The organism is Egicoccus halophilus (assembly GCF_004300825.1).
Classification (GTDB): Bacteria; Actinomycetota; Nitriliruptoria; order Nitriliruptorales; family Nitriliruptoraceae; genus Egicoccus; species Egicoccus halophilus.
In genome coordinates, this window is the sequence record NZ_CP036250.1 from 534459 (window position 1) to 553308 (window position 18850).

General features: G+C 73.8%; 16 protein-coding genes. 11 read left to right on the forward strand and 5 right to left on the reverse strand.

Annotated elements, in window-relative coordinates:
* Positions 1-44: 44 nt before the first annotated feature.
* The 4 genes from ELR47_RS02460 (at position 45) to ELR47_RS02475 (ending at position 5320) form a co-directional block, all read left to right on the forward strand.
* Complete coding sequence (locus ELR47_RS02460; protein ID WP_130648446.1) at positions 45-1445, forward strand: DUF418 domain-containing protein; 1401 nt, start codon at positions 45-47, stop codon at positions 1443-1445.
* Between the two features lie 299 nt (positions 1446-1744).
* The gene (gene nirK, locus ELR47_RS02465; RefSeq protein ID WP_188584348.1) at positions 1745-3100 is read left to right on the forward strand and encodes a copper-containing nitrite reductase; all 1356 of its coding nucleotides are present in this window, start codon (positions 1745-1747) and stop codon (positions 3098-3100) included.
* A gap of 287 nt (positions 3101-3387) precedes the next feature.
* The gene (locus tag ELR47_RS02470) at positions 3388-4692 is read left to right on the forward strand and encodes a hypothetical protein (protein WP_130648447.1); all 1305 of its coding nucleotides are present in this window, start codon (positions 3388-3390) and stop codon (positions 4690-4692) included.
* A 118-nt stretch (positions 4693-4810) separates the two neighbouring features.
* Entirely contained in the window at positions 4811-5320 is a 510-nt protein-coding gene (locus tag ELR47_RS02475; RefSeq protein WP_130648448.1) for an RrF2 family transcriptional regulator, read from the forward strand.
* Between the two features lie 60 nt (positions 5321-5380).
* Here ELR47_RS02475 and ELR47_RS02480 read toward each other — a convergent pair whose 3' ends face one another.
* Together ELR47_RS02480 and ELR47_RS02485 are read right to left on the reverse strand one after the other, a co-directional pair.
* Entirely contained in the window at positions 5381-6583 is a 1203-nt protein-coding gene (locus tag ELR47_RS02480; RefSeq protein WP_130651179.1) for a cysteine desulfurase-like protein, read from the reverse strand.
* Positions 6584-6718: 135 nt separating this feature from the next.
* On the reverse strand, positions 6719-7918 hold the full coding sequence (locus ELR47_RS02485) for an ABC transporter ATP-binding protein (protein WP_130648449.1): 1200 nt from the start codon (positions 7916-7918) through the stop codon (positions 6719-6721).
* 150 nt (positions 7919-8068) lie between these two features.
* Here ELR47_RS02485 and purS point away from each other — a divergent pair, with 150 nt between their 5' ends.
* The 4 genes from purS (at position 8069) to ELR47_RS02505 (ending at position 11209) form a co-directional block, all read left to right on the forward strand.
* Positions 8069-8332, forward strand: a complete 264-nt coding sequence (purS, locus tag ELR47_RS02490; protein WP_130648450.1) for a phosphoribosylformylglycinamidine synthase subunit PurS — start codon at positions 8069-8071, stop codon at positions 8330-8332.
* Between the two features lie 19 nt (positions 8333-8351).
* On the forward strand, positions 8352-9116 hold the full coding sequence (locus ELR47_RS02495) for a hypothetical protein (protein ID WP_130648451.1): 765 nt from the start codon (positions 8352-8354) through the stop codon (positions 9114-9116).
* A 58-nt stretch (positions 9117-9174) separates the two neighbouring features.
* Positions 9175-9852, forward strand: a complete 678-nt coding sequence (gene purQ, locus ELR47_RS02500; RefSeq protein ID WP_130648452.1) for a phosphoribosylformylglycinamidine synthase subunit PurQ — start codon at positions 9175-9177, stop codon at positions 9850-9852.
* Positions 9853-10258: 406 nt separating this feature from the next.
* On the forward strand, positions 10259-11209 hold the full coding sequence (locus ELR47_RS02505) for a glutaminase (RefSeq protein WP_130648453.1): 951 nt from the start codon (positions 10259-10261) through the stop codon (positions 11207-11209).
* A gap of 11 nt (positions 11210-11220) precedes the next feature.
* Here ELR47_RS02505 and ELR47_RS02510 read toward each other — a convergent pair whose 3' ends face one another.
* On the reverse strand, positions 11221-11427 hold the full coding sequence (locus tag ELR47_RS02510) for a hypothetical protein (RefSeq protein ID WP_130648454.1): 207 nt from the start codon (positions 11425-11427) through the stop codon (positions 11221-11223).
* A gap of 102 nt (positions 11428-11529) precedes the next feature.
* Between ELR47_RS02510 and purL the strand changes: the two genes are divergently transcribed.
* The gene (gene purL / locus ELR47_RS02515) at positions 11530-13809 is read left to right on the forward strand and encodes a phosphoribosylformylglycinamidine synthase subunit PurL (RefSeq protein ID WP_130648455.1); all 2280 of its coding nucleotides are present in this window, start codon (positions 11530-11532) and stop codon (positions 13807-13809) included.
* 133 nt (positions 13810-13942) lie between these two features.
* Complete coding sequence (locus ELR47_RS02520; protein ID WP_130648456.1) at positions 13943-15124, forward strand: endonuclease/exonuclease/phosphatase family protein; 1182 nt, start codon at positions 13943-13945, stop codon at positions 15122-15124.
* Here the strand turns inward: ELR47_RS02520 and ELR47_RS02525 are convergent.
* Both ELR47_RS02525 and ELR47_RS02530 read right to left on the reverse strand, forming a co-directional pair.
* A complete protein-coding gene (locus ELR47_RS02525; RefSeq protein ID WP_205745408.1) occupies positions 15111-16130 on the reverse strand; it encodes an amidohydrolase family protein in 1020 nt (339 codons plus the stop codon). The genes ELR47_RS02520 and ELR47_RS02525 overlap by 14 nt on opposite strands.
* Before the next feature lie 61 nt (positions 16131-16191).
* The gene (locus tag ELR47_RS02530) at positions 16192-17016 is read right to left on the reverse strand and encodes a class I SAM-dependent methyltransferase (RefSeq protein ID WP_165403802.1); all 825 of its coding nucleotides are present in this window, start codon (positions 17014-17016) and stop codon (positions 16192-16194) included.
* Positions 17017-17198: 182 nt separating this feature from the next.
* Between ELR47_RS02530 and purF the strand changes: the two genes are divergently transcribed.
* Complete coding sequence (purF, locus tag ELR47_RS02535; protein ID WP_370469414.1) at positions 17199-18791, forward strand: amidophosphoribosyltransferase; 1593 nt, start codon at positions 17199-17201, stop codon at positions 18789-18791.
* Positions 18792-18850 lie beyond the last annotated feature (59 nt).

An 18850-nucleotide genomic window follows, 5' to 3' on the forward strand; every position in this document is an offset into this window, starting at 1 on the left:
GTCTGCGACCATGCGTGGCGACCCCGTGCGAGGACCCGTCCGCCGTGACCCGTGACCCCCGACCCATGCCGCCACCGCCACCCGCCGGTGATCGCCGGCCCGCGCCGCCGGTCGGTGGGGCCCGGCCCGCGCCGCCGGTCGACGGCGGTCGGCCCGCACCGCCACCACCGACGAGCCTGACGGACACGGCGGCGTTCGGTCCGACCACGCCCCGGGAGCGCGAGCCGGTGCTCGACGCTCTGCGGGGGTTCGCGCTGCTGGGCATCCTGCTCGTCAACGTCGAGTTGATGCGCGGCCCAGGGCTGTACGCGGCGCTCGCCGGCCAGCCCGGTCCCACGCCCACCGGTGCTGACGGCGTGGTGGACGTCGTGGTCGGCTGGCTCGCCACCGGCAAGTTCGTCTCCAGCTTCTCGCTCATGTTCGGGCTCGGCGCCGCGCTGATCGCCGGGCGGGTGCTCGACCGGGGCGGCTCGCCGCGCGGGCTGCTCGCCCGGCGCTACGGCTGGCTGCTCGGCTTCGGTCTCGCCCACATGCTGCTGCTGTTCCCCGGGGACATCCTGTTCGCCTACGGGCTGACCGGTCTGGTGCTGCTGGCGTTCGTGCAGTTGCCGGTGCGCGTCGTGGCCGGGTGGGGCGCCGGGATCCTGGCGGTGCTCGGTCTGGGGTCCCTGGGCTTCGCGGCCCTCGCGCTGGCGGTGCCGGGCGCCGCGTCGGCCGGCGCGACCGGCTCGACCGGGGCGATGGGCGGGTTCGCCGGCTTCTTCGCCGACCGTGCGGACGCGGCGCTCGCCGCCCGCACCGGCGGTGGGCCCGGCGACGTGCTGACCGTCAACGCCTGGGAGGCGCTGCTCGTCCAGGGGGGGCAGCTGTTCGTGCTGCCGTGGATCCTCGGCTTGTTCCTGCTCGGGTTCGCCGCCGGACGCAGCGGCCTGGTCCGGGACCTGGCGGCGTACCGCGGCTGGCTGCGCCGCGCCGCGGTCGTCGGCATCCTCGTCGGTCTGCCGCTCAACGTGCCGTTGGGGCTGGTCGGCACCCTCGGTGGCACCGGTGGTGGTGGGTGGGCCGAGGCGTTGGCCCTGCCGGCGCAGCTGCTGGGGGCACCGGTGCTCGCCGTCGGGTATCTGGCCACGTTGGCCCTGCTGTGCCTGCGCTTCGGCGTCCCGCGTCCACTGGCCGCCGTCGGTCGTACGGCGCTCACCGGCTACCTGTTGCAGAGCCTGCTCGCGCTGGTGGTCTTCACCGGCTTCTCGCGCTACGGGCAGTGGGGCGCGACCGCGTCGCTGGGTGTCGTGGTCGGGATCTGGGGCGTGCTGCTCGTGCTCGCTCCGTGGTGGTTGCGCCACTTCCGCTTCGGCCCGGCGGAGTGGCTGTGGCGGTGGCTCACCTACGGCCGGCGACCGGCGTTGCGCCACGACCCGGCCGCCGCGACGGGACGCGACCAATGAGCCCGGTCCCGACCGCGGTCACGGGGCGGCAGCCGAGCTCGCTCCCGGCGGCCGCGTCGAGGGATGGCGACACACGCATTGGGGCCGAAGGGCCCTGACGACCCTCCCGGGCGAAACGTTTACTGAACTCCTAAACGTTTCCGTCGGCGCCGAGGCGCTGTTCCCCGGAGGTAGGGGCCATGACCACCCAGGCACCCCCACGAGCGCCGTCTCCGACGGCGCGCCCGATCGAGCCGGCACCCGTGGTGCTCTCGTCCGGTCGGGCGCTGCTGCTCGTCGCCGCTGCCGTGCTCGCCGCGATGGCGGTCGCGCTCGCCGTCGGCGGCGGGGACGCGCCGACCACCGTGGCCGCCGACCCGGCCGTCGCCGCGGCACCGGCCACCGTCGAGCCGCTCGAGCCGGGGCCCCGCACGGCCGAGGCGATCGGGCACGACGGCGTGACCGTGCCCGCACCGGTCGGCAGCCGCGGCGCCACCACCGTGCCGGTCGAGCTCACCACCATCGAGGTCGAGGGCCAGCTCGCCGACGGGTCCACCACGACGTTCTGGACCTTCGACGGCACGGTGCCCGGACCGCTGATCCGCGTCCGCGAGGGCGACACGGTCGAGTTCACGCTGCACAACGACGCCGGCAGCGCCAACCCCCACTCGATCGACCTGCACGCCGTGAACGGCCCCGGCGGCGGCGCCGGTGCCACGCAGCTCGCCCCGGGCGAGTCGGGAGCGTTCAGCTTCCAGGCCCTCAACCCCGGCGTCTACGTCTACCACTGCGCCACGCCGCACATCCCCACGCACGTCGCGATGGGCATGTACGGCCTGATCGTGGTCGAGCCCGAGGGCGGCCTGACACCGGTCGACCGCGAGTTCTACGTCGTGCAGGGCGAGGTCTACACCGCCCAGGCCCGCGGCACCGAAGGGCTGCTGTCCTACGACATGGACCGGATGATGGCCGAGGACCCGACCCACGTCGTCTTCAACGGCGCCGTCGGCTCGCTCGCCGGTGACCGCGCGCTGCAGGCCGAGGTCGGCGAGACGGTGCGCATCTACGTCGGCAACGGTGGCCCCAACCTCACCTCGAGCTTCCACGTCATCGGCGAGGTGTTCGACCGCGCCAGCGTCGAGGGCGGCTCGCTGGTCAACGAGAACGTGCAGACCACCCTGGTCCCGGCCGGGGGCGCGACCTACGTCGAGTTCCTCGCCGACGTACCCGGCAACTACCTGCTCGTCGACCACGCCCTGACCCGCGCGATCGACGGCGGCGCCGTCGCGACCCTGACGGTGACCGGTGACGCCAACCCCGCGGTCTTCGACGCCCCCGAGGGCACCGGTGACGGCCACGACGACGGCCACGGCGCGCCGGACGCCTCGGCGGCCCCCGCGGTGGCCGGCGCGGCCCTCGAGGTCGAGGCGGGCGACCTGTACTTCGCCCCCGGGGACCTGCGGGCGACGGCGGGGGAGGTGACGGTCACCCTCGACAACGTCGGGGTCGCGGAGCACGACATCGTGATCGAGGAGCTCGGGGACCTCCACGTCGCGCACGCGGCCGGCGGCGAGACCGTCACCGGCACGGTGACGCTGGAACCCGGTACCTACACCTTCTACTGCAGTATCCCGGGTCACCGCGCGATGATGGAAGGAACGCTCGAGGTCCAGTGACCCCGGTGGGCGCCGGCGGCGGGGGCACCTGCCGCCGGCGCCTCGTCGCTGCCGCCCGGCCGTACTGCGCCGGCCACCGGTCTTCCGCCGCTCCGCCTTACGTGCCCCTCGTGCTGCTGCACGTCTCGGTGGTCGTCCGCATCGGCGCGGACCTCGCGGCCTCGCATCCGCTGCGCGAGCCGGCGCTGCACGGCCAACGTGGCCGCCCTCGTCCTGTTCGTCGTCCTCACCGTCCGCGCGGCGACGCGCCGCGACGCCGTCCCCGTCCCCGTCCCCGGAGTCCCGACGTGACGACCCTTCCCGCGTCCCTGCCGGCCTTCTCCGCCGGCCACGGCCGTCGCCGTGGCGCGTCGCCGTTCGGCGCGGCGGCACCCAGCATCGTGCTCGCGCTGGGCTACCTGCTGGCACTGCTCGTCTGGCTCGCGTTCGGCGACGCGCTGCCCGGCGGGCGCTGGTTCTCGGTGCACCTGTTCACGCTCGGCGTGCTGACCAACCTGGTGCTGACCTTCAGCGAGCACTTCGGCCGTACCGTCACCCGCACGGTCGGCGAGCGGCCGGCCTGGTGGCCGCTGATCACCAACGCCGGCATCCTGGGCGTGCTGGTCGGTCTGCCGTCGGGGCGACGCTGGCTGCTGGTGGCGGGCGCGACCACGCTGACCGTGTCCGTGTTCGTCGCCTACTGGCGCATCCGTCGCATGCGCCATGCCGCCGTCGGCGCCCGGTTCGGCTGGATCGCGCGTGTCTACGAGCGCGCGCACGGCGCCTTCATCCACGGGGCGATCCTGGGCGCCCTGCTCGGCAGCGGCGTGCTGACGGGACGCTGGTACGGCGCCGGCCGGATCGCACACCTGCACGCGAACATCCTCGGTTGGGGCGGCCTGACCCTGCTCGCCACCCTCGTCTTCTTCGGTCCGACGATGGCGCGCACCCGCATCGAGGAGGGCGCCGACGCGCGGGCCGCACGCTGGCTGCGACCCGGCGCCACGGGCCTGAGCGCCGCGGTGCTGCTCTTGCTGCTCACCGGGCTGGTCGGCTGGGGCGGCACGGCGGCGCGCCTGGCCTCTGCGGCGGCGGTCGCGGTGTACGCCCTCGCCGCCACGGTCGTCTGCGTCCCGGTCGCGCGGGCCGTCGCCCGCGCACCGCGTCGTACGGCCGCCCAGCCGCTGGTGTGGAGCGTCGCCGTCGCCTTCCCCCTGGTCGCCTGGGTCGACGCCGCGGTGCTCGCGACCGGCACCTGGCGCTGGCTGGACGCGGTCGGCGCCGCGGCCCTGACCGCCGTGCTGGCGCAGGCGGTGATCGCGACGCTGGTCTACCTCGCCCCGATGCTGCGGGGCCGCAGCACCGGTGCACGGGAGGTCATCACGCGTCGGCTCGAGGTCGGTGCGCGCACCAGGGCGGCGGTGCTCGCCCTCGGCGCCACGGCCGTGACCGTCGCCGCCGCGCGTGTGGCCGTCGGGCTGCCGCTGGTCGCGCTGGGCTGGACGTTGCTGGCCGCCACGGTCGTGGCCACGCTCGCAACCGCGCTCTGGCCGATCCGGTCCCCCGGAGGAATCCCGCAGCCCGGCTCCGCCGTCCGTGGTGACGGGCGCTGACGGCCGTACGCTGCGGCGTGGAGACGAAGGAGGGCGAGGTGGGCGACCCGGCGTGCTGGCTCGACCGCGTGTGTGACCGCTGCGGCGCGCTCGTCGAGGGTCCGGCGCAGGAGCACCGGTGTCCGTCGGCCTCCGCGCCCGACGACGATCGCCCCCGGCGATGAAGCTCACGCTCGGCCGGCGGGCGGACTACAGCGTCCGTGCCGTGCTCGACCTCGCCCGGCACCATGGCCGCGGCCGGCGCACGGCGCGGGCCATCGCGGCGGAGATGGCCGTCCCGGCGACGTACCTGCCCGCGTTGCTCGCGGAACTGGTCCGGGCCGAGCTCGTGGTCTCTGTCGCCGGCCGCAGCGGTGGCTACGAACTGGCGCGGGCGCCGGAGACCATCTCGCTGCTCGAGGTCATCGAGGCGGTCGACGAGGACCCGCCCCGTGAGTGCGTGCTGCGGGGCGGACCGTGCCGCTGGCAGGATGCCTGTGCGGTCCACGAACCACTCGGTGAGGCCCGCGAGGCGCTGCGGGCGTCCCTGGCGGGCGCCACCTTCGCGGAGCTGGTGCGACGGGACCGAGAGCTCGAGTCGGCCGAGACGGTCCCCGAGGGCGCGGGATCGGGGGGAGCGGCCGGTTGACCCCGGGGCGCGTCCGCGCCCGGGGGCCGCAGCGCCCGCCGCCGTCGGCGCTCGTCGCTGTCAGCGTCGTGCGGCGGTCGCGACCCCGCGCAGCAGGCGGTCGACGTCGTCGCTGTCGTTGTAGGGGGCGATGCCGGCACGAACCGCGCCGTCGTCGCCGAGGCCGAGCCACCGCGAGGCCTCGATGGCGTAGAAGTGGCTGGCGGGGGCGTTGACCCCGACGTCGGCGAGGTCCTGGGCGATCTCCTGCGGCGAGCGTCCGGCGACCGTGAACGCGACCGTCGGGGTCCGCTGCGGCGCCGACCCGAGCAGGCGCACGCCGTCGATGTCGCGCAGCCCGGCCTCGAGGCGCTCGGCGAGGGCGGACTCGTGCGCCTCGAGCAGTGACATCGCCGTCAGCACCCGGGTGCGGCGCGGGCCGGTGTCCCCGGTGATCGAGGCCAGGAAGTCGACCGTGGCCGTCACGCCGGCCAGCAACTCGTAGGGCAGCGTGCCCAGCTCGAAGCGTTCGGGCACCGCGTCGGTGGAGGGCAGCAGCTTGTCGGGGTGCAGCTGCTCGAGCAGGGCCGGGTCACCGGCCATCACGCCCAGGTGCGGGCCGAGGAACTTGTACGGCGAGCAGCTGTAGAGGTCGGCCCCCAGCGCGGCGACGTCGACCGGCGCGTGCGGGGTGAGATGCACCCCGTCGACGTGCACCAGCGCGCCGACCTCGTGCGCCGCGGCCGCGATGGCGGCGACGTCGGGGCGGGTCCCGAGCAGGTTCGACGCGCCGGTGACCGCCACCAGCCGGGTGCGTGGCGAGAGCAGCCGCGTCACCGCCTCGACGGGCAGGTCGCCGGTGTCCCGGTCGAAGTCGGCCCAGCGGACCTCGGCGCCGACGGCTCCGGCGGCCACCACCCAGGGACGGATGTTCGCGTCGTGGTCGAGCCGGGTGACCACCACCTCGTCGCCGGCCTGCCAGGTGCGGGCCAGCGTGCGGGCGAAGTCGAACGCGAGCGCCGTCATGGACCGACCGAAGACGACGCCACGTGGATCCACGCCGAGCAGGTCCGCCATCGCCTGTCGGGCGTCGAGCACGATCCGTTCGGCGCGGCGCTCGGCGAGCGTGCGATGGCCGCGGTTGGCCACCGCGGCCATCAGGGTGGCGGCCACGGCGTCGGCGACGGGACGCGCCACCTGCGAGCCACCGGGGCCGTCGAAGTGGGCGGCGCCCTCGGCGAGCGCCGGGAACTGGGCACGGACAGCGGCGAGGTCGTAGTTCATGGCGGGCAGTGAAGCAGCCGACACGGGGGGGACGGCTACCCGGACGGGCGGGCACGCGAGCGACGGCGACGGCCAGCGGCGTGAGCCGCTGGCCGTGATCCGTGATGCCGGTGGGAAGACGTGGTGCCGGTGGGTCTAGCGCAGGGCGAGGCCGGTCTCGGGGTCGAAGAAGTGGAGCCGTTCGGTACGGAAACCGACGTCGATACGGGTCCCGGACTTGGGCGGGTTCCCGGGCTCGAACCGGGCGGTGAAGGTCTGTCCACCCGAGGCGGCCTGCCGCTTGAGCTCCTCGAACGCCTCGTCGTCGTCGATCGCTTCCTTCATGTCATCGGTCACGATCGGCGGCGTGTCGGTCCGGAAGTGGACCAGCATCTCCGCCCCGAGCATCTCGACCAGCGTGACCTCCCGGTCCCGCCAGATCTGCTCGGGCGCGACCTCGTCCACCGGCGCGAAGTGCTCCGGACGCATCCCGATCGCGACCGGCCCACCATCCCGCTGCGCCGCACCCGGATACCGGTCCAACGCCGCATCGGGCACCAACAACCGGGTCTGACCCCGATCGAGCTCGATCCAGACCCGACCGTCGGCCTTGACCAACGTGGCCTGCGCGATGTTCATCGACGGCGAACCGATGAACCCGGCCACGAACAGGTTCTTGGGCTCGTTGTACAACGTCTGGGGCGAGTCGGCCTGCTGGAGCTTGCCGCGCATCAACACCGCGACCCGGTCCCCCATCGTCATCGCCTCGATCTGGTCGTGGGTGACATACACCGTGGTCACCCCCAACCGGTTCTGCAACGCCGCGATCTCCGCACGCATCTGCACCCGCAACTTCGCGTCCAGGTTCGACAACGGCTCGTCCATCAAGAACGCCTGCGGCGAGCGCACGATCGCCCGGCCCATCGCGACCCGCTGCCGCTGCCCACCCGAGAGCGCCTTGGGCTTGCGGTGCAGGTACTCGGTCAACCCCAGGATGTCCGCCGCGTCGTTGACCCGCCGGTCGATCTCCTCCTTGGGCGTCTTGGCCAACTTGAGCGCGAACCCCATGTTGTCCGCGACCGACATGTGCGGATACAGCGCATAGGACTGGAACACCATCGCGATGTCGCGCTCCTTGGGCGACAGATCGTTGACGACCTGATCACCGATGTAGAGCTTGCCGCCCGAGATCTCCTCGAGCCCCGCGACCATCCGCAACGCGGTCGACTTCCCACACCCCGACGGCCCCACCAGGATCACGAACTCGCCGTCCTCGATCTGCAACGACAGATCGAAGATCGCCTGGGTCCCGTCCGGATACACCTTCTGGACATCCTCGAACACCACGCCCGCCATCTGCGGCTCCTCCCTCGTCCGGTGTCGGTTGCACCGATCGTACGGAAGGAAGGGCCGGGAAGGGCGAGGTCGTCGCCGGGCGGCTCGGAGGGGAACCCGGACGGTAGGCTCCGCGCCGTCGATCCCCGTCCTCTCCCGCCGGAGCGCCCCATGCCCCGCGTCGCCGTCGACGTCCTGCTCAAGCGCGAGATCCTCGACCCCCAGGGCCGTGCGGTGGAACGGGCCCTGCCCGGGCTCGGCTACGACGGGGTCAGCGAGGTCCGTGTCGGCAAGCACCTCGAGCTCGAGGTCGACGCCGAGGGTGACGAGCTCGCGGACCGGGTGCGACGCATGTGTGCCGACTTCCTCACCAACCCGGTGATCGAGTCCTACACCTGGCGGGTCATCGGCGACGACGAGCGCGCGGACGCGTGAGCCCGATCGGGTCCGCCTCGTGAGCGACGAGCGCCGCGGCGCGTCCTCCTCGTTGCCGCCGCTGCGCGACGACGGCCTGCCCACGCTGCCGACCGGTGAGCCGGTCCTGCACCGCTGGTTCGTGATCGCCATGCTGCTGCTGGTGCCGATCGCCATCGGCGTCACGATCTGGGCCGCCAGCACGACCTTCGGCCGCGAGGAGCTGTCCGCCGCCGAGCGGCGTCCACCCGGTGGCGCCGAGGTCACGGTCGAGCGCGGCGACGCCCAGCTCAGTCCCACCGACGAGGTGGAGCAGGGGCCGGCGTGCTTCCAGGGCGGGCAGATCATCGGTGACGCCGGATCCCGTGCCGCCGCGCGGGTCGCGATGCAGGGTGCCTGCGCGTTGCTGGCCGGCGGGGGCTACGAGCCGGCACTCGACGGGCTGCGCGCGTGGGCCCGCAGCGACGGGCGCGTGCGCATCGCGGTCTTCGAGCTCTCCGGTGTCGAGTCGAGCGCCCGGCTGGAGGGTGACCGGCTGGTGATCGAGCTCAACGCCATCTTCCAGTTCGAGGACGCGACCGCGGCGGCGCCGGCGCTGATCCACCAGCTGGTCCTGCTCGGCACCCCCGGGTTCCCCGGCGAGCCGATCCCCGCGGCCCGGGAGCTCGAGGCCGCCCGGCTGCAGCAGCAGGCCTGCGGCGAGCTTCCCGAGGAGCTGCGCCCCCGCGGTTGTGACGACGTCGACGAACTGCTCGCCGCGCCCGACCCGCTGGCCGAGCTCGTCGAGGCCGGCTGGCCGCGCTGAGGAGCCCGCGGGGGCGCGCGGTACCTTTCCGACCGACCGATGGTGGCAGGAGACGCGGATGCGCGTGGGTGTGGTGACCTTCCCCGGATCGTTGGACGACCAGGACGCGGTCCGGGCCGTCGAGCGGTGCGGCGGCGAGGGCGTCGCCCTGTGGCACGACGACGCCGACACCAAGGGCGTCGACGCCGTCGTCCTGCCGGGCGGGTTCAGCTACGGCGACTACCTGCGCACCGGTGCCGTCGCGCACCGGGCACCGGTGATGCGTGCCGTGGCCGACTTCGCGGCCGACGGTGGCCCGGTGCTCGGCATCTGCAACGGCTTCCAGGTCCTGTGCGAGGCCGGCCTGCTGCCCGGGGCCCTGCTGCGCAACGAGCGTCTGCGCTTCGTCTGCAAGGACGTGCCGCTGGTCGTCGAGGCCGCTGACACCCGCTGGACCGCGGACTACGCGGCGGGGGAGGTGCTGGTGGTCCCCGCCAAGCACGGCGAGGGCCGCTACTACGCCGACGAGGTCACGCTCGACCGCCTCGAGGACGAGGGCCGGGTGGTGGTGCGCTACGCCAACGGTCGGAATCCCAACGGCTCGCTGCGTGACATCGCCGGGGTCACCAACGAGGGGCGCAACGTCGTCGGCGTGATGCCGCACCCCGAACATGCCGTCGACCCCACGCTCATCGGCGGCGCCGACGGACAGGGGTTCTTCCGCAGCGTGCTGGAAGGCCGCGCGGCACCGGCGTGACGCGTCGACCGGTCCCCGCACCGCGCTGACACCTGCCGGCGTGGCACCTGCCGGCGTGGTACCGACGGCCGCCCGCCGTGCGCGGACGCACGGACGGTCCGCCGACCGGCGCCGCTGCAGGAGACTGACCGCGTCGTCGACCGGTAGGAACGCTCGTGCCCAGGTGGATCGCCGCGACCGTGGCGAGGATCGTCGTCGCGTTCGCGAACACGGTGCTGGGGCGCCGGCTGCTGCGCGGCGTCCTCACCCGCCGACTGTCGCGCTGAGTCGCACGACCCGAGCTCGTCCGGGCGCCGCGACCGGGAGCCGATCCTGCCCGCCGCACTGTCCGGACGGGCGCGGTGGCCGTGCCGGCGTGTGCCAGCCTGTCGGCCCGTCAGCTCACGACACCGGAGGAACGTCGCGCATGGGTGGAGACGACGCGTCGAAGGACCTCGACGCCCTGCTCGAGGAGGTCGCCGAGATCGCCCGGCCCAAGGCCAGCGAGGGCGAGCTCGCCGACTACATCCCGGAACTGCGCGAAGAGGATCCGGACAGCTTCGGGCTCGCCGTCGTCGACCTCGACGGCACCGAGCACGTCGTCGGGGACGTCGACCGGCCGTTCGCCATCCAGTCCGTCTCGAAGGTCTTCTCCCTGGTGCTCGCCATGCAGAAGGCCGACGCCGCCGACGGGGTGCGCAAGGAGCTGTGGGGCCGCGTCGGCGTCGAGCCCTCCGGCGACCCGTTCAACTCGCTGGTCCAGCTCGAGCACGAGAAGGGCATCCCGCGCAATCCGATGATCAACGCCGGCGCCCTGGTCGTCGACGACGTGCTGCTCGACCACTGCACCGACCACCACGAGGAGATGCAGGCGCTGGTCAGCGAGCTCGCCGGTGAGGAGGTCACCGTCGACGAGCGCATCGCCAGCTCCGAGGAGGGCACCAGCGGCCGCAACCGCGCGATGGCGTACCTCATGCAGTCGTTCGGGAACCTGCACCACCCCGTCGACGACGTGATCAAGGCCTACGCCCACCAGTGCGCCGTGAAGATGACCGCGCGTCAGCTGGCCCGTGCCAGCCGTTTCCTCGCCAACGACGGCGTGGACCCCGCCACCGGCCGCCAGATCCTCCGACCGCCGTTGGCCCGGCGCGTCAACGCCCTCATGCTCACCTGCGGCACCTACGACGCGGCGGGGGAGTTCGCCTTCGACGTGGGCATCCCGTGCAAGTCCGGCGTCGCCGGCGCCATCATGGGGGTGGTGCCGGACCGGTACGGCGTCACGGTGTGGTCGCCGCCGCTGGACCAGGCCGGCAACTCCCGAGCGGGCAAGGCCGCCCTCCACGAGCTCACCGACCGCCTCGACCTGTCGGTGTTCTGAGCGGGGCCCCTTCAGGCGCGGGGGACGTCGCCGAGGCCGCCGTTGGCCGCGGCGTCGCGGCGCCTCTGCGCCCGCAGGTACCCCCACAGGCCGAAGTGGGCCAGGATGCCGGCGAACAGCACCGCCGCAGGGACCCACTGCCCGTCGAAGGCGAGCAGCAGCGCGGCCACGAAGGCGCAGCCGACGAGGATGGCACGCAGGGTGTTGAGCGCGTCCATGTGCGGTCTCGATCACGTCCGAGGGTGGGACCGCGAGGGTATCCGCGCCCGGCAGTAGGCTCCTGCGCGCCCGCCGACCGCACCTGCGACCAAGGCGCCGCCGTGCCCGAGACCCGCTCCTTCCCCGCGGACGAGACACTCTCGCCCGACCGTGCCCGCGAGCTCGGTCACGAACTCGGTCTGCGGGGTGACGAGTACGACCGCATCGCGGAGACGCTCGGACGCACCCCCACCGTGTCGGAGCTCGGCATGTACTCGGTGATGTGGTCCGAGCACTGCTCCTACAAGTCGTCCAAGGTGCACCTCAGGACGCTGCCCACCGACGGGCCGCACGTGCTCGTCGGGCCGGGGGAGAACGCCGGTGTGGTCGACGTCGGCGACGGCCTGGCGGTCACCTTCAAGATCGAGTCGCACAACCATCCGAGCTACGTCGAGCCCTATCAGGGAGCGGCCACCGGCGTCGGCGGGATCCTGCGTGACATCTTCACCATGGGCGCCCGCCCGATCGCCGTGATGGACCCGCTGCGGTTCGGCGACCCCGGCGGCTGGACCGACGGTGCCGGGCGGCAACGCCCCGTCGACCTGTTCCAGCGCCACCTCGTCGACGGCGTGGTGCGCGGCGTGGGCGGCTACGGCAACTGCGTCGGCGTGCCCAACATCGGCGGCGAGACGGTCTTCGACGACACCTACGCCGGCAACCCGCTGGTGAACGTGCTCGCGATCGGGGTGCTGCGCCGCGACCGGCTCCAGCTCGCCCGCGCGGAACAGGCCGGCGACGTCGCGGTGCTGCTCGGGTCCGCCACCGGCCGTGACGGCATCGGTGGGGCCAGCGTGCTCGCCAGCCAGGAGTTCGACGACGCGCTCGACGACAAGCGACCCAACGTGCAGGTCGGTGACCCGTTCGCGGAGAAGCTGCTGATCGAGTGCTGCCTCGAGCTCTACGAGCGCGACCTGATCTCCGGCATCCAGGACATGGGCGCCGCCGGCATCGCCTGCTCGACCGCGGAGCTGGCCTCCAAGGCGTCGATGGGCATGGACGTCGACCTCGACGCCGTCCACCTGCGCGAGCCGTCGATGGCGTCGTGGGAGATCCTGTGCTCCGAGTCGCAGGAGCGGATGCTCGCCCTGGTCTCGCCCGAGCTGGTCGACGAGGTGCTGGCCATCGCGCAGAAGTGGGGCGTGCCCGCGTCGGTCATCGGCGAGGTGGTCGAGGGCGACGCGCTGGTGCTCACGCGCGGCGGCGAGGTGGTCGCCGACCTGCCGGCCCGCTCGCTCGCCGACGAGGGGCCGACCTACGAGCGGCCCATGGCGCGTCCCGACTGGCTCGACGACTACGCCGCGGTCGACGCCGAGTCGGTGACCCTGCCCGACGACCTCGACGCGTTCGCGCTCGCCTTCCTCGCCTCGCCCAACGTCGCCTCGAAGCGGTGGCTGTTCGAGCAGTACGACCAGCACGTGCTGTCCGGCACCGTCCTGGGGCCCGGCATGGCCGACGCCGGGGTGGTGCGCCTGCCCGGCAGCCGCAAGGCCGTCGCGTGCGCGACCGACGGCAACGGTCGCTGGTGCGAGCTCGACCCGCGCGAGGGCACCCGCCGCATCGTCGCCGAGGCGTTCCGCAACGTGGCCTGCACCGGCGCCCGGCCGCTGGGCACCACCAACTGCCTCAACTTCGGCAACCCGGAACGACCGGAGATCATGTGGCAGCTCGCCGAGGCGATCGCCGGCATGGGCGAGGCCTGTGAGGCGCTCGGCATCCCGGTCACCGGCGGCAACGTGTCGCTGTACAACGAGACCCGCGGGTCGGCCATCCACCCGACCCCGGTCGTCGGCGTGCTCGGGGTGATCGAGGACGCCGAGGACGCGGTCGGCCTGGCCTTCGAGGACGAGGGCGACATCGTGTTCCTGCTCGGCGGACCGATCGAGCCCGGCCTGGCCGGCAGCGAGCTGCAGCGCTACCTCGACCTGCCGTTGGGCGGCCGGCTCGCCCCGGTCGACCTCGAGCGCGAGGCCGCCATCGGCGAGGTGCTGCAACTGGCGGCACGGGACGGGCTGCTGCAGACGGCCTCCGACGTCGCGGCCGGCGGTCTGCTGGTGACGCTGGCGGAGTCGTGCGTGGCGGGTGCGGTCGGCGTCGACGTCGCGGTCGCGTCCGACCTCGATCCGGCGCAGGTGCTGTTCAGCGAGGCGCCCGGCCGGGTGGTCGTCACCGTCGCGAGCATCAACGTGCGCGCGTTCGCCCAGCTGTGTGCCGACGCCGAGGTGCCGCTGACCGACATCGGCACCGTCGGCGGTGAGCGCCTGGCGGTCCGCGGCCTGGTCGAGCTGTCCCTCGACGACCTCGAGCACGCCTGTCTGCACGGCCTCGGGGACCTGCTCGACTGACCGTGGGACTTGGCGTCCGGACCGGCGGGTCGACCGGCGGCTGCACGCATCCGGCCCCGCGCCGTCCCCCGGGGCCCTAGCATCCGTCGATCGGCCGGCGCGTGGAGCCGGCCGTCACCGGAGGGAGAACCGGATGATGGGACGTTCGATGCGCGTGCCCGCAGGTGGCACGCACCGCCGGAGCCGAGCGGCGTCCGGCCTGGTCGCGCTGCTGGCGCTGCTGGCGCTGCTGGCCGGAGGGGTCGCCGAGGCGGCACCGGGCCGCGGGCCGGCGGCCGCAGCCGGTGGCCGCGGCGCACCGGCGCAGGCCGACCAGCCACAGGGAGGTCCGCCGGTCACCGTGATGACCCGCAACCTCTACCTCGGCGCGGAGCTGGGGCCGCTGTTCGCGGCCGCCGACCAGCAACAGCTCGTCGCGGCGGCCAGTCAGGTGTGGGCCAACGTGCTGGCCTCCGACTTCCCGGCCCGTGCGACGGTGCTGGCCGAGGAGGTGGCGCGCGAGCGTCCACTGCTGCTCGGGCTGCAGGAGGTGAGCCGCTTCACCGCCGTCGGCGCCGCCGGCACGATCGACATCGACTTCCTCGCGTTGTTCCTCGACGCGCTGGCCGACCGTGGCCTGCACTACGAGGTGGCCTCGGTCTCGCCCGCGTTCGAAGGCACGCTGCCCGCGATCGATCCGACCCTGGGGTTCGTGCAGGCGACGCTGTTCGACCGGGACGTGATCCTGGCCCGCGCCGACGTCCCGCCGGCACAGTTGACGGTGCTGCGCGAGGACCACGGCCTGTTCGACGCCGGTCTGACCCTGCCGCTGCCGGGTGCCGGCCCCGGCGCGACGCTGCGGATCGACCGCGGTTGGCAGTACGTCGACGTGCGGGTGCGCAACCGCGAGTTCCGGTTCGTCAACACCCACTTCGAGGCGTTCGACCCGGGCGAGGTCGTCCGGGTCCAGCAGGCACGCGAGCTACTGGCCGGTCCGCTGGCGACCGACCTGCCCGTGGTGGTCGTCGGTGACGTCAACTCCGACGCCGTGACGGGTGGGCTCGCCTACCGCGTCCTGACCGGGACCGGCGGGCTGACCGACGCCTGGTCGGTGGCGCGTCCGGGCGAGCCGGGCCTGACCTGCTGCCTGCCCGGTGACCTGCGTGGTGACACCTCGACCCTGCGCAGCCGCATCGACCTGGTGCTCGTCGGTGACGGGGTGCGGGTCCGCGAGGCCGAACGGGTCGGCCTCGACCCGGCGCTGCGCACCCCGAGCGGTCTGTGGCCGTCAGACCACGCCGGGGTCGTCGCCCGGGTCCAGATCACCGCTCGCTGACCGCCGCCCCGCGGCCGGCGCCCGCCTCGGCGGTCGCGTCGGCCGCGGGCAGCCCCAGCAGCCGGGCGGCGTGGTCGTGGAACAGCCCGCGCAGGCCCGCGCGGTCGAGTCCGAGCGCGGCCAGGCCCCGGACCTGGGCCGCGTAGGGATGCGGGATGGTCGGGAAGTCCGACCCGAACAGCAGCTTGGCGCCCAGCGCCGCGTAGCGAGGCAACAGGTCCGGGTCGACCGCGTCGAGGTAGGGCGGGTCGGTCAGCATCATCGAGGTGTCGAGGTGGACGCCCGGGTGGTCCTCGGCCAGTGCGAGGAACCCGCGCGTGTCGGGGGCGCCGAGGTGGGCGATCACGAGCCGCAGGTCCGGGAAGCGGCGCAGCAGCCGGCGGACGCCGTCGGGGCCGCACCACTGGTCGCCGCCGTCGACGCCGTAGCCGGCGCCGGCGTGCACGAGCGCGGGCACGCCGGCGTCGACGAGCTGTCCCCACGCCGGGTCGAGGCGCGGGTCGTCGGGGTGGAACCGGCCGACCTGGACGTGGACCTTCGCGATCCGGCCGCCTCGCCCCAACGCGTCGCCGACGTAGGCGCCGACGCCGTCCTCGGGGAAGAAGGTGAAGGTGGGGATCACCTGCGCGTGCGCCTCGGCGGCGGCCAGGGTGTGCTCGTTGCACCAGGCCGACACGCCGGGCCGGTGCCCGTAGGCCAGCGCCGTGTGCGCCACGACGCCGAGATCGCGCAGCGCTCGCAGCCGCGCCTCCTCGTCGGCGCGGTAGGTGACCGGCCAGGGCGGGTCGTCGAGCCCGTCGAAGTAGCGCCAGACCGCCTGCTGCAGCGCCTCGGGGAGCAGGTGCACGTGCACGTCGAGGTAGCCCGGCAGGCCCAGCGACCGCGCGAACGCGGCCACCTCGTCGTCGGTCGACGGAAAGGCCGTCAGCGGCACCGCCTCGCGGGTGTCCGCACCCGCGTCGGCTCTCGCGTCGGCTCCGGCATCGGCTCCCGCGTCGGCTCCCAACTGGGGCTCCTTGTCGCCGTCGGCTCCCGTTCCCGGCGGCAGCGTAGGCCGGCCCCGGTGCTCAGGAACGGCGGCGGACCACCGCGACGCCGTAGACGCTGGGCAGCGCGATCCCGTCCCCGGTCGGCCGGGCGAGCGCCGTCCACCGCCGCACGATCTCCTGGCGCAGTGCGGACCAGTCGCGTCCGGCTCGCTCGACGTTGGTGCGCAGCGCCCGGACCGGGCCGGAGGTGGTCTCGAACACCTCCATCGCCTGCTCGGCGGAGGCGAACGTGAACTCGGCGGTGCGCCGCTCGAGGGACACCTCGACGTCGCAGCCGGCGAACAGTCCGGGCAGGCGGTCCGGGTCCGACCACACCCGTACGTCGGGTGCCGCCGGGTCGCGCAGGTCGGGATGGTGCTCGACGGTGACCGCCGTCAACACGCCGATCGCCCCCTCGCCGCTCCAGCCGGTGGTGACGATCGTCCCGCCGGGCCGACACACCCGGACCAGTTCGCGGGCGCAGGCCTGCTGCTGGTCGGCGAGGAAGGCACCGAACGTGGACACCACCAGTTCGAACGTGGCGTCGTCGTACGGGATCGCCACCAGGTCGCCCTGACGGAATCGCACGCGCAGGCGCTGCTCGGCGGCCCGACGCTCGGCGATGTCGAGCAGTGTGGGCGTCAGGTCGAACGCGTCGACCTCCGCGCCGGCACGGGCGAACGCGAGCGCGGTGTTGCCCGTCCCGGTCGCCGCGTCGAGCACCCGCAGACCCGGGCCGGCCCAGTTCGCGGCGAGCTGTTCGCTGATCGGCGCGAACAGCGCCGCGATGCGCCGGTAGTCGCCGTCGCTCCACAGGCCCGTGATGGCCGCCACGCGGTCCGCGGCGGAGATCGCGCGTCCCATCGGCGTGCTCCTGTTCGTGCGCTGCCACGACGCTACTGCCCCCGGCGGCCCAGCGGTACGCTCTCGGCTCGCTGCCTGTGGAGTCTGTGGCCGTGCCCCTCGAAGACCGACCGTCGGCCGCCGCCCGCCCATCGACGCCTCCGGCCCGGCCCGTCCACGTCGACGGATCGTCGCCGGAACGGATCGATCTCGCCGCGCTGGCCGAGGGTCCCCGCGAGGAGTGCGGGGTGTTCGGCATCTACGCCCCCGGTGAGGACGTCGCGACCCTGACCTACTTCGGGCTGTACGCGCTGCAGCACCGGGGACAGGAGTCGGCCGGCATCGCCGTGTCCGACGGCCGCCGCATCGTGGTGCACAAGGACATGGGCCTGGTCAACCAGGTCTTCACCGACACGTCGCTGGCCGCGTTGCAGGGGCATGTCGCCGTCGGGCACTGCCGTTACTCGACCACCGGCGCCTCGTCGTGGGTCAACGCCCAGCCGCAGTACCGCGAGACCGTGCGCGGTTGCGGGCTCGCACTCGGGCACAACGGCAACCTGGTCAACACCGCCGAGCTCGCCCGCCGGATCGACCTGCCCCCGACCAACGACTCCGAGGTGATGGCCGGGCTGCTCGGCGCCGAGGTCCGGGCCGCCGCGGCCGCGAACGGGGCACCGCCGTCGCTCGAGGAGGCCATCGCCCGGCTGGCCCCGGAGCTGCACGGCGCGTTCTCCGTGGTCGTGATGGACGAGCAGCGCCTGCACGCCTTCCGTGACCCGCACGGGGTGCGGCCGTTGCAGATCGGCCGACTGCCCAACGGTGGCTGGGTGGTCGCCTCCGAGACCGCCGCGCTCGACATCGTCGGGGCGGTGTACGTCCGCGACGTCGCCGCCGGCGAGCTCGTCACCATCGACGCCGACGGACTGCGCAGCCGCCGCTTCGCCGCGCCCGAGTCGTCGTTCTGCCTGTTCGAGTGGGTCTACCTCGCCCGTCCCGACCACCGGCAGGACGGCGGCAGCGTGCTGTTCGCCCGGCGCAGCATGGGCCGCCAGCTCGCCCGCGAGGCACCGGTCGACGCCGACATCGTGATCCCGGTGCCCGAGGCCGGCCGGGACGCGGCCGCCGGGTACGCCGCCGAGGCGAAGCTGCCCTTCGCCGACGGGCTGGTGAAGAACCGCTACGTCGGCCGCACCTTCATCCAGCCGACCCAGACGCTGCGCCAGCTCGGGATCCGGCTCAAGCTCTCCCCGGTGCGCGAGGTCGTCGAGGGCCGCCGGCTGGTCGTGGTCGACGACTCGATCGTGCGCGGCAACACCTCGCGGCAGCTGGTCGCGATGCTGCGGGCCGCCGGGGCGCGCGAGGTCCACATGCGCATCACCTCGCCGCCGATCGCGCACCCGTGCTACTACGGCATCGACATGGCCACCCGCGCGGAGCTGGTCGGCGCCGACCTCGACGTCGACGCGATCCGGGACTTCATCGGGGCCGACTCGCTGCACTACATCTCGCTCGAGGGGCTGGTGGCCTCGACCCCGCACCAGCGCGAGCGGCTGTGCACGGCCTGCTTCACCGGCGAGTACCCGATCCCCGTGCCCGGCGAGCACGAGCAGCTGGCACAGATCAAGTTCGACTTCGACGCCGCCGACGCGTCCGGCGAGAGGGTCGGGGGAGCGGACGAGGTCGTCCTCGACGCCGGTGTGTGCGGCGTGAAGTCGCCCGTCACAGCGACCGGAGCGATGGACGAGCGGGAGCGCGAACGCCTCGCCAACGCCCACGAGGGCCGTACCGTCGAGTGACCGCCCCGCCCGGGACCGGCGCGGGCAGTAGCGTCGGTGCCCGCGGCACCGAGGTGAGG

Bases quoted from the DNA above. Each gene is read 5' to 3' on its own strand.
- nirK (WP_188584348.1), top strand. From the start codon at position 1,745: ATGGCGGTCGCGCTCGCCGTCGGCGGCGGGGACGCGCCGACCACCGTG.
- ELR47_RS02480 (WP_130651179.1), bottom strand. From the start codon at position 6,583: ATGAACTACGACCTCGCCGCTGTCCGTGCCCAGTTCCCGGCGCTCGCC.
- ELR47_RS02485 (WP_130648449.1), bottom strand. From the start codon at position 7,918: ATGGCGGGCGTGGTGTTCGAGGATGTCCAGAAGGTGTATCCGGACGGG.
- purS (WP_130648450.1), top strand. From the start codon at position 8,069: ATGCCCCGCGTCGCCGTCGACGTCCTGCTCAAGCGCGAGATCCTCGAC.
- purQ (WP_130648452.1), top strand. From the start codon at position 9,175: ATGCGCGTGGGTGTGGTGACCTTCCCCGGATCGTTGGACGACCAGGAC.
- ELR47_RS02505 (WP_130648453.1), top strand. From the start codon at position 10,259: ATGGGTGGAGACGACGCGTCGAAGGACCTCGACGCCCTGCTCGAGGAG.
- ELR47_RS02510 (WP_130648454.1), bottom strand. From the start codon at position 11,427: ATGGACGCGCTCAACACCCTGCGTGCCATCCTCGTCGGCTGCGCCTTC.
- ELR47_RS02520 (WP_130648456.1), top strand. From the start codon at position 13,943: ATGATGGGACGTTCGATGCGCGTGCCCGCAGGTGGCACGCACCGCCGG.
- ELR47_RS02530 (WP_165403802.1), bottom strand. From the start codon at position 17,016: ATGGGACGCGCGATCTCCGCCGCGGACCGCGTGGCGGCCATCACGGGC.